General features: G+C 70.9%; 7 protein-coding genes and 1 pseudogene. All 8 read left to right on the top strand.

The genetic code is table 11. From position 1 onward, the window contains the following. Nucleotides 1-1046 (top strand): annotated as a pseudogene (locus tag GSF22_RS24125) (hypothetical protein); the annotation flags it as partial. 5 nt (nucleotides 1047-1051) lie between these two features. Next, nucleotides 1052-1564, top strand: a complete 513-nt coding sequence (locus GSF22_RS24120; protein ID WP_208816020.1) for a YbaB/EbfC family nucleoid-associated protein — start codon at nucleotides 1052-1054, stop codon at nucleotides 1562-1564. Then, complete coding sequence (locus GSF22_RS24115; RefSeq protein ID WP_208816019.1) at nucleotides 1561-4884, top strand: right-handed parallel beta-helix repeat-containing protein; 3324 nt, start codon at nucleotides 1561-1563, stop codon at nucleotides 4882-4884. Before GSF22_RS24120 ends, GSF22_RS24115 begins: the two co-directional genes overlap by 4 nt. Before the next feature lie 33 nt (nucleotides 4885-4917). Next, nucleotides 4918-6822: a hypothetical protein gene (locus tag GSF22_RS24110; protein WP_208816018.1), complete on the top strand. Its 1905-nt coding sequence runs from the start codon at nucleotides 4918-4920 to the stop codon at nucleotides 6820-6822. Between the two features lie 65 nt (nucleotides 6823-6887). Beyond that, nucleotides 6888-7676 carry a hypothetical protein gene (locus GSF22_RS24105; protein ID WP_208816017.1) on the top strand — a complete coding sequence of 263 codons (789 nt, stop codon included), beginning with the start codon at nucleotides 6888-6890 and terminating at the stop codon, nucleotides 7674-7676. A 43-nt stretch (nucleotides 7677-7719) separates the two neighbouring features. After that, entirely contained in the window at nucleotides 7720-8016 is a 297-nt protein-coding gene (locus GSF22_RS24100) for a WXG100 family type VII secretion target (RefSeq protein WP_208816016.1), read from the top strand. Nucleotides 8017-8089: 73 nt separating this feature from the next. Then, complete coding sequence (locus tag GSF22_RS24095) at nucleotides 8090-9244, top strand: hypothetical protein (RefSeq protein WP_208816015.1); 1155 nt, start codon at nucleotides 8090-8092, stop codon at nucleotides 9242-9244. Between the two features lie 105 nt (nucleotides 9245-9349). After that, nucleotides 9350-10351 (top strand): hypothetical protein, encoded by a 1002-nt coding sequence (locus GSF22_RS24090; RefSeq protein WP_208816014.1) that lies wholly within the window; start codon nucleotides 9350-9352, stop codon nucleotides 10349-10351. The last annotated feature ends 467 nt before the right edge of the window (nucleotides 10352-10818 follow it).

Here is a 10818-nt window from a genome sequence, read left to right as displayed (position 1 = left end):
GTGCGGGTGGGCTGGGCGGCGGCAGCGGCGGCGGTGTGCCGGGCGGCCGGCTCGGTGACACCTATCGCGCCCTGCCCGATGCGCCTCGGGCCAAGGACCGCAAGGGCGTAGCCGGGATCGACGTGGACGGCGACGGGGTAGCCGACCTCGGCCTCGACGGCAAGCCGCTACCAGACGCCCGGCTCGTCGAGTTCGACGGCCTCAGGGGCGTCGACGTCGACGGGGACGGGCGTCCGGACATCGGGGTGGACGGCGAGATCCTGCGGAACGCGCCGATCGTCCAGGGGGCGGACGGCACGATCGGCATCGACGTGAACGGTGACGGCGAGCCCGACGTGGGCATCAGCGGCCAGGTGCTGCCCGACGCCCCCATCGTGACGAAGGACGGGGTGCGCGGCATCGACCTGAACGGCGACGGCATTCCCGATCTCGGCATGGATCGCAAGCCGCTGCCCGACGCGACGCTCGTCGAATTAGATGGGATCAAGGGCGTCGACGTCAACGGCGACGGCAGACCGGACATCGGGACGAACGGTGAGATCCTGCAGTTCGCGCCCATGGTGTCCACGCCGGATGGGATGACCGGAGTGGACGTCAACGGCGACGGTAAGCCGGACATCGCGCAGCTCGGCGGCCTCACCGTGGCGGTGCCGCGCGGAATCGAGTCCATCGGCCGTACCGACCTGCCGATGAGCACCCAACCGGCCCAGCTCGCCACGGCACCGACCACGAGTCTCACCTCGGCCGGCCTTGGTGGCAGCCAGGTCCGGCACGCACCGGCCTACGACGACGCGCCGACCGTGTTGACCAGCCTCGGATCCGCACTCGCCCCAGGGCCGAGACCGGTCACGGGGGATGTCGGGCGGGTGGAGGGACAACCTGCCTGGTTGGCCGGTCAACCGGTGCCGCACGGCACCCTCGGCGCGGAGCCCGACACCGCACCACACCGGTCGGCCCTGGCCGCCGACCGCGACCTCTGGAACGACGATCACGGATTGGCATCGGCACTGGGACGGCCGTCCCATGGCGACGAGTGGGAGGACTGAACGTCATGGCGTCGGGATTCGAGGCTGCGATCAACCAGATGCTGGCTGAGCTGGCCCAGCAGCGCGAGAACATGACGCGGTTCCAGGACGGCTTCGGTTCCGTCAGCGGCACCGCTATGGCGCCCAAGCGCCTACTGTCCGTCACGGTCAATGCCCAGGGTGAGATCACCGAGCTGAAGTTCCTCAACCAGGGCTACCGGTCGATGGCCGGGGCGGAGCTGGCGAGCGTGATCATGACGACCATCAAGGAGGCGCAGCGCGACGCGCGCTCCCGGCTTGCCGAGCAGGTCGGCAGCGTCGGCCTGCCGGGCGCGGAGGTGTCCGACCTCGTCGACGGGCAGGTCGACTGGAACGCGGCGCTCAACGACGCGCTGTCCGTACCGCAGTCGTTCCTGGACCTGCTCCAGCGACCCCCCACCGATCTGCTCGACGGCGTCGACATCGACGGCGCGCCAGGTCGGACCGACGGCGAGGCCGGCACCCGAGCGCGCCAGCAGGAAGCAGGAGAGCAGCAGTGAGTTCGCGTCGTGTCTACACCGTCTCCGCCACGGAGCCCGGCAGTTACCGTCGGATCTCTGACGCACTGGCGAAGGCGGAGAGCGGCGCCATCATCGACGTCCTGCCCGGGGAGTACGCCGAGACGCTGCACCTGTCCGTTCCGGTGACCGTCACCGCCCGGGACGGGCGGGGCAGCGTACTCGTCGCCCCGCCCGACGGGTACGCGGTGTTCATGCAGACCGAGACGGCGACCCTGGCGGGACTCGTGCTGCGGCACCGGGACGACAAGCGGGCGAGCGTGGACGTCGGAACGGGGCGGCTCCGGCTCGACGGGTGCGACCTGCACGCCGAATCACCGGCAGCCGTGTTCGTCCGGGCCGGCGCCTCGATCGTGATGACCGACTGCGGTATCACCAACTCGGTCGGCGCCGGAATCGTGGCGACGGACAACGCCGGCGGTTCGATCGAGCGTTGCCGGATCGAACAGGCCGGCACGACCGGCGTGGTCCTGCGCAGCGGTGCGGACCTGGCCATCCGGGACAGCGTCATCAGCGAAGCCCGCGGCAACGGCATCTGTAGCACCGAGGGCGCCAAGGGCCTCGTCCAACGATGCGAGCTTTTCAAGATCGGCGGTCCGGCGATCGTCGTCGAGAAGGGGTCCACCACCCGGCTGTCCGGCACGAAGGTGCACGACACCTCGGACGTCGGCCTGTACCTCACCGGCAACGGCAAGGCCACCGTCGAGGACTGCGAGGTCACCGAGACGGCCAGCGTCGGGCTGCTCGTCGCCGACGGCGCCGACCCGCTCGTCATCCGGACCAGGCTGAGCCGGACCCGTGGCTACGCCATCCGCGTCGTCGGCCGGTCCCGGGGCACCTTCGAACACTGCGAGGTCAGCGAGCCGAGCGTGGCAGGGGTGTGGATCGACGGCCACAGCGACCCCACCTTCACCGGCCTGCGGCTGCGCGACTGCGCCGACGTCGCACTCCTGATCAGTGACTCGGCGACCGGCACCTTCGACGCCGTGGAGATCGAACGCTCCCGCCAGCACGCCGTACGGATCGCCACCGGCGCCAATCCGCTGCTCCGCAAGCTCGTCGTCACCGGCTGCCAGGGGCACGGCATCGTGGTGGCGGAGAACGGGCGGGGCCGGATCCAGGGTGCCGAGATCACCGACACCCGGTTCGCGTCGGTACGTAGCTTCGACGGAGGAAGCCCGGAGATCGTCGAGTCCCGGTTCGGAACGAGCGGCGACGTCGGCGTGCTCGTCGGCAACCAGGGCCGTTGCGTGCTACGGGGATGTGAGGTCTACCAGGCGCGTACCGGTGGGGTCGCGATCGACGAGGGCGGCGAGGCGACGCTGACCGACTCGACGGTACGCGACTGCGGTGGCGACGGAATCCGCATCGCCGCCGGTGCCCGGGGTGAGCTCACCGACTGTGAGATCACCGGCAACGAGGGCGACGGCATCAGCATCGACAGTGACCAACCAATCGTGGTGCGCGACTGCGTCACGTCCGGCAACGAGGGCGCCGGGCTGCGCCAGGGCAAACCCGCCACCCGACTCACCGTCGAAGGGCTGACCAGCGAGGACAACGGCGAACCCGACTCGCAGGGCACCCAGGCCACCGCGGGCGGCAGGTCCGGCGGTGCGGGGCGGGCCCGGGCGGCCAGCGCCCCGGTCGACGAACGCTCCACGGAAGAGTTGCTGGCCGAGCTGCAGAGCTTCGTCGGGCTGGCCTCCGTCAAGCAGGAGGTGGCCACCCTGGTCAACCTCCAACAACTCGCCCGCAAGCGGGCGGCGGTCGGCCTGCCGAGCCCGCCGATGAGCCGCCACCTGATCTTCGCCGGCCCGCCGGGCACCGGAAAGACCAGCATAGCCCGGCTGTACGGCAAGATCCTCGCCTCGCTCGGCACGCTACCGAAGGGGCATGTGGTGGAGGTGGCCCGTCAGGACCTGGTGGCCCAGTACGTCGGTGCCACCGCCATCAAGACCACCGAGAAGTTCACCGAAGCGCTCGGCGGTGTCCTCTTCGTCGACGAGGCGTACACGCTCGCCGCCGACACCGGCGGGTCCGGCGCCGACTTCGGGCGGGAGGCGATCGACACCCTGGTCAAGCTCATGGAGGACCACCGCGACGACGTGGTGGTCATCGCCGCCGGCTACTCCCACGAGATGCGCCAGTTCCTCCAGACGAACCCCGGCCTCGCCTCACGTTTCACCAGGACGGTCGACTTCGCCAGCTACACCCCGGAAGAACTGGTCACCATTGTCGAAGGCTTCTGCCGGGTGCACCAGTACACCCTGGAGTACGGCACCCGCGCCGCGATCGAGCAGTACTTCGCCCGCATCCACCGGGACGAGACGTTCGGCAACGCGCGTACGGCGCGCAAGGTGTTCGAGGAGATGGTGGACCGGCAGGCCCAACGGCTGGCCACGGAGGGGACGATGTCCCCGCAGGAGCTCAGCCGGCTGCTGCCCGAGGACCTCGGACCGGTCGCCGGACCGGGTGTCGGCGCTGCGGCCGGCAACGCCGGTGAGGATCTGCCGGCCCTGCTCGACAAACTCAACGGGATGGTCGGTCTGGCTTCGGTCAAACGCGAGGTCACCGACCTGATCAACCTGATCGGCACCGCGGAGCGCCGTCGGCAGGCCGGGCTGCCGGTACCCACCCTGTCCCGTCACCTGATCTTCTCCGGTGCGCCGGGCACCGGCAAGACCACCGTCGCCCGCCTGTTCGGCCAGGTACTCGCCGCGCTGGGCGTACTGGCCTCCGGTCAGCTCATCGAGGTGTCCCGGGGCGACCTGGTGGCCGAGTACATCGGACAGACCGCCCGCAAGACCAAGGACGCGTTCGACCGGGCCCGGGGTGGGGTGCTCTTCATCGACGAGGCGTACAGCCTCACCCGGGGGAGCAGCGGCGGCGACTTCGGCGCGGAGGCGATCGACACCCTGGTCAAACTGATGGAGGACCACCGCGACGAGGTCGTCGTCATCGCGGCCGGCTACCAGGCCGAGATGGCCGGCTTCCTGGCCGCGAACCCGGGGCTGGCCTCCCGCTTCGCCCGCCCGATCGAGTTCGAGAACTACACCCCGGACGAGCTGGTGGTGATCTTCAACCAGCACGCGGAGGCGGCAGGCTACATCTGTGCTCCGGCCACCCTGGCCGCCCTCGCCCGGCACTTCCACACCGTCGAACGCGGCCGGGACTTCGGCAACGGCCGCTATGCCCGCCAGGTACTCGACCGCATGATCACCAAGCAGGCGGGCCGCACCATGTCCATGTCCGCGCCGACCACCGAGAACCTCACCTCGCTGCTGCCCCAGGATCTGGAGTGACGACCGGACCGGGCCTGGAATCGGAGGATCACCATGACCAAGGTCCACCACCAGCGCATAGGTGAGATGCCACGACTGCGCGTCGACGAGGTGGGCGACGCGCTCCTGGTCTCCGTCAACGGCGTCCACCCCGCCACCGCTGCCGTCGCCCGCGCGCTGCCGACCGAGGCCGGCCGGATCTGCGTCGTCATGACCGATCCGGCCCTGGCCTACCACCCTGAGCTCGGTCACCGGCTGTGCCGCTGGGTGCCGGTGCGCTATGAATCCGTACGGCTCATCGCGCCCTGCGCGGCGGTGGCGGACCAGTCCGGCCGGATCCCCGCCCAGGAGCTGTCCGAGCTGTTGGAAACCGACGTGGTCGCGCCGGTGGGGGAGCTGGTCGCAGTGCCCGGCGGCACCCTCTACGCCCTGCCGAGCACGCCCGGAACCGCCGACAGGCGGTGGCTGCGGTACCGGCCCGGCCGCCCACCGCTCAACGCCGGCTGGCGGTTTCCCCAGCCCGACTGGGAACGCGCCCTCACGGAATTCACCGAACCGGGGATCCCCGAGGTCACCGTCGAACAGATCCCGTCCGGACTGTGGATACGTCGGTCCCACAGCCCTCTCGGACCGGTCGACCCGACCGACCTGGCATTCGCCGCCCAGGTCGAGCCCGACAGCGTCACACTGCTGGTGTCCCGACCGGGTGATCCGCCGCTACCCGCCACCGCCCTGCGCCGGGTGATCGAGGCGTTGCCCGCCGGCATCCGAGACCAGCTCGTCGTCACGCCCTACGGCGACAACCCCGTCGCCGACGGCCCGCTCGGGGCAGTGGCTTCCGCAGCGGCCGGTCGTACCCTTCGGGTACGCGCCGGACTGCCGCTGCAGCTTGCCGGCCGGGGCCCGCAGGTCACCGCGATCGGCGCGGACGGGTCACCGGCCTGGATCCCGTTCGCCCGCGAAGTCGCGTGGCGCCCGCACGGCGGCGGCCGGATCCTGTCCTGGACAGCACCCGCCGAGCAGTTGCTGCCCGCCGGCCCGGCCCAGTTCATGCTCAACGAGCGATGGGTGGTGGAGGTCCTCGAAGCCGGGCTGTGGATCCGGGAGGCGAACCGCAGCGAGGGGGCAAGTGTGGTCCGCCGGCTGCCGCTGGAGGCCGAGCACTGCACCGTCGTCGTCGGGGTCGGCGACGAGGACCAACTGCCGCCGCCCTGGCGTGCCGTCGACCGGCTGCTGCGCCGCCTCGCACCGGACGCACTCGCGCGGCTGCGGCTGGCCGTACCCGCAGCGGCCGGGAAGTGGTTCGCCGAGGCCACGGCCAAGGGCCTGCGTCGGCTCCCGCACGGCGCACCGCCGTTGCTCCTGACCTCGACCGGCCGGTTGCTCGCGCAGGACAGCGGAGAACACCGCGCCCCGGTCGAGCCGACAGCGCCCGGCGTGTCCACGACCGCCACCCCGACCACCACCTCCCGCCAACCGGCTGACACCAGCGGACGCCGGGTGCGCAAGCCGGTCGACGAGGCGAGCTACCTGCTGCGCTACGTCGATGAGATCCGCCGCGCGCAGGCCTGGGACGAGGTCCCCCCAGCACCCGCCCCGGCGCCTGCCGCACCGGGCTCCCCGACTCACCGGACATCGTCCGCCGTGCCGCCCTCCACTCCTGCTCCGCCCGGACCTCCCGGGCAGGCCACCGCCGGAGCACCCACGGCGCCGCCGGCTCCCCACCACCGCAGGCACGACGAGGAAGCGCCGTCCGTACCCGGCGAACATCGGCGGAAGCTCGACCTCCCGGCGCCGGTCGACGTGCCGACGGCAGCCCCGGTGTCCGTGGTGGTGCCGGTTGCCGTCGTGCCCGCCGACCGGGATGCAGGTGCCGAGCCCACGGCACATCCAGCCCGCCGCGCCACCGTCGCCCCACCGGACGGCGAAACGACCGGCCGACCCAACGGAGAGGCGTAGCAGTGAGCGGCTCCCACCCCCGGCCCCGCAACGGAGTAACCGGCGGCGTGCTCCTCGTACTTGTCATGGCAGTCGTGCTCGTGGTGGTGATGGTCGTGGCCCTGAGGCAGGATCCGGCGCCACCACCGGCGACCAGCGCTGCACCGGCGAACATCCTTCCGGAGGTACCCGAAACGGATACCCAGGTGCCACCGACGTACCTGCCTGACTGGGTGACCCTGCCCCCGGCTCCCGAGCCGTCCACGGACACCGAGCCGTCCACGGACACCGGAGCGCCGACCGTGCCGCCGACCGGGGCTCCGACGCCGGAACGCTCCGTCACCCCCGCACCCCGGCCAACCTCGGCCAAGCCGTACCTGTTCACCGCCGTGGCCGGCGCTGGTTGTGCCACGACTGCGGCAGCAGGCTCGTCGGCCGGTTACCCGGCCGGATCACCGCTGGTGAGCATGGCAGGCGGATGGAAGGGCGCGGGGTGCGCGCAGGGCACCTTCTGGTCGGTGCCGATGTCCGGCGACGCAGACCGGGCGGACAGCGGCACCTATGTGCAATGGTGGTTCAACGTCGGCACCCTGACCAGGGGCACCTGCACGGTGTGGGTGTTCGTGCCGAAGCCGGCCCGTGACCTGGATGCAGCGGGCGCGCCCACCTTCTACCAGGTGACCCGTGGCCGGGAGGACACCACCGTCGTCGGCACCTTCACCGTCGACCAGGGCGCCCACCGGGGCACCTGGACCCGGGCCGGCTCGTATCCGCTGGAGGGCGGCCGGCTGGCGATCAGGCTGGTCAACCGTGGTACCGGCACCGGCGGGGCACGCCACGGCGCGGGCCAGGTGCAGCTCGGCTGCACCCGGTAGTGGTCCAGGTGAACCAGAACCGCGTGGCATACGTAGCCATGGTGTGGCCGACACGATCATTATCGACGCCGACGCCCTCGAGAAGGTGGCGGCGCAGCTGAAGGTTCCCGCCGAGACCGTACGGCTCGCGCTGCGCCGGCTCAACGACAACCTCGCGGCGCTCGGTACCCCCTGGGGCGACGACGAACTCGGACAGCAGTGGTCCAAGACCTACCTGCCGGGTGTGGAGAAGGTGCAGGCCAGTTTCGAGAAGATCGTGCAGGCCCTGCTGAACCTGTCGGATTCCGCCAACACGATGGCGCTGCGCTACAAGCAGGTCGAGGAACACAACACCCGGTAGCGTCGATCATCTCAGCCCTTCGAGGCACATCTGACAGTCGTCAAGCCATGTGGTCCAACCCAGAGGAGTCGCCGTGACCACTCCCATCCGCGCCGAAAACAGCCTCGACCGGGCCGCCGGGATCCACGACATGCTGTTGCGCCTGGCGGGCCGGTTGCCGGACGACCTGCTCACCGGGGCCCGGACCCTGCTTGCCGAATGGGCCCTGGACGACCTGGCACGCATGCTGGTCGCCACCGCCGCAGCGGAACAGATGAGCCTGCACCCCCGCGACATCGAGCTACTCGCCGGCCTGCTGTCGCAGGCGGGCGGGGACACCGGGCCGGCGACCACGCTGACCCGGCTGGAGTACGACCCCCTGCCCCCGTTCGTGTTCCAACCGGTCACCCCGGAACAGGCCGACGCGATCCGCCAACGCGGCGCCACCGTACCGGCCGCTCTCGACCTGACGACCCAGGTCCCGCCGTCGGTGGACCCCGTCGACCTCGCGGCGATCGACACCGTCGCCGCCCACGACGGTGTGCTCGGCCTCTGGCGGACGTGGCGTTCGCCCGCTGATGGTGCTTCCTGGCCGCCGCCCCGACGGATCTATCTGGTGGAGGTCGTCGACCCGGCCGACCGTCCACAACTGGCCCACGATCTCCAGAGGTCGCTGACCGCCGCCGGTGAGATGGCACCGCAGGTCGAGGTGAGCGCGCTCGGCGAGACGCCGCCGTACTACCAGCGGGCAGCTCGCGGATCCGGGGCGCTGTTGTGGGCACACCAGCCCGCACCCGTCATCGAGCACGCCTCGGTCTTCGACATCGTCGATCCGGTGCGGGGCGCCATGTTCGCGCCGGAGCATCCCAAGGTCACCGACCCGGCGATCCGGGATGCCCTGCTGCGCTACCTCGACAGCGGGTTTCCACTGATGCACACCACCGCGACGATCCACGACGTGGTGGACACCTCGCGGGGAGCGGTGGTTCCGCTCAACTTCCGCACGGACGGAATCTGGATCTGGTCGGACGTGGTCTCCTACTACCTGCGAGAGCATCACCTGCGGCCGGACGACGAACTGGTCGCACACGCGGAGCAGCACGGCTGGGTGATGCCGCAACTGGACGGCGTCGCCATCTTCCGCGCGCTCGCCAAGCTGCAGGAGCCGCCGGAGGACGAGCCGGTCTGGCGGTTCCAGGACGAGCCGGCCGGCGCGGGGCACGTGCGCGGACCGGGTGACGACAACTGAGTCGAGCCGGGGCACGAGCGCCCGACCGGCTGCTGGCGATCGGTGGACCTGCGCCCCCGACCAGCGACGGTACACGGGGAAGAACCGTAAGAAGGGGCATGGCAGATGAGTGACTCCGAGTCGGCGCGCACGGGCGCGGACCGGTCGGATTTCGACGACCACTACGACGAGGACTGGACGGACGACGACCCGGACCGGCGAAGGCCTGGTCTGTGGACACGACTCGCCCGCACCGGTCTTCGTCGTCCCTCCGTGCCACTGCTTGCTGCGCTGTGCGTCGGCATCCTGGCGGTGCTGATCGGTATCGTCCTCACCGGTGCGGACGGGAAGGAACCGCCCGGGCAGGTCCCGGCCGCGCAGTCCACCGACGGCCCGCCGATCGAATTCGCACCGGTAGGGGACGGGGACGACCCCGAGCAGTCCCCGGCGCCCACTCCGGACGCGACGAGCCCGTCACCGGGCTCGGGGCAGCCCTCACCCAGCCCCGAGGTGTCCGGTGGCTCGCCGAGTTCCCCTTCGCGTGCGCCCCGGCCCACACCGGGCAACCCGACCGGGGGGACGCCCAGCCCCGCCGCTCCGCTGAAGCCCGCAGTGACCTTCACGGAGGTGGGGGGATACCACTGTCCGGACACCGCGACCCGCGGGTTCCGGCACTCCGGCTGGTACTCCGACGGAAAGCGGGGCTGGTATTCGATCGGTACCGGCGGCTGGACGGCGAACGGCTGCCCGGGCCACTACGAGGCGATGCCGATGTCCGGTTCCGCGACGAAGGACGACAGCGGTCTGTACGCCGAGTGGTGGTTCGCGGTCGGCTCGGCGACCCGCTCCTGTGCTGCCTCGACGTACGTGCCGACCACCACCGACGACCGCAACGTCGCGGGCCGGCCCGCCACCTATCAGGTACGTGACGTCGAGGGTGGACCGGTACGGGCCACCTTCACCATCGACCAGCGCGCAAACCGGGGGCGGTGGGTGTCCGCCGGCACGTACCCGGTCACCGGGGGTCGGATCGTGATCCGCAGCGTCAACCGGGGCATCGACTGGAACGCCTCCGGCGAAACCCTCGAACATATTGCGGTAGCTCAGATGCGAGTGACCTGCTACTGAAAGGCAGACTCGCGGCAGGGCCCGTACGACCAGCCGGGCAGTGCGACCCGGCGAGCAGACCCGATGCACGTGGTGTGTCGCGGTAGGACCTTAAGGTGCCCGCCCCCGAACGGGGGCGGGCACCTTCGCGTCTCTACCCCCGCTTCCGCGCAGCTCACAAGCCGACGAGACCAGGTGAACGGCCGACCTCCGCCGTACGTAGTGGTATTGCCAGAGATGTTTTCCCTGCTCAGTGCACCGGAGGGCGACGGTACCCGCTCGAGTGTCGCCTCTGGTGAGGCCGACACCGGCGGCGCCACCACACCCTCGGCGCGGCCCGCTGGCTTGGCGGTCCTGGCCCGGTCGGCTGTATCGAAAGGTTGGTGTGGGGTGTCGATTTCGGGTCCGCCGCGGGAGTTGGAGTGGGTCACGTTTGTGTTGGTGGGGGAGAACTGGCCGCGTGGTGATGAGGACGGGATGCGCGCGTT

This window comes from Micromonospora echinofusca (assembly GCF_017614955.1).
Lineage (GTDB): Bacteria > Actinomycetota > Actinomycetes > Mycobacteriales > Micromonosporaceae > Micromonospora > Micromonospora echinofusca_A.
The sequence above is the reverse complement of the archived record's forward strand: the minus strand, read 5'-3'. Positions and strand labels throughout refer to the sequence as shown.

What these genes read in the sequence shown, in the direction of transcription:
- GSF22_RS24110 (WP_208816018.1), top strand. Translation starts at nt 4,918, where the DNA reads ATGACCAAGGTCCACCACCAGCGCATAGGTGAGATGCCACGACTGCGC.
- GSF22_RS24105 (WP_208816017.1), top strand. Translation starts at nt 6,888, where the DNA reads ATGGCAGTCGTGCTCGTGGTGGTGATGGTCGTGGCCCTGAGGCAGGAT.
- GSF22_RS24120 (WP_208816020.1), top strand. Translation starts at nt 1,052, where the DNA reads ATGGCGTCGGGATTCGAGGCTGCGATCAACCAGATGCTGGCTGAGCTG.
- GSF22_RS24090 (WP_208816014.1), top strand. Translation starts at nt 9,350, where the DNA reads ATGAGTGACTCCGAGTCGGCGCGCACGGGCGCGGACCGGTCGGATTTC.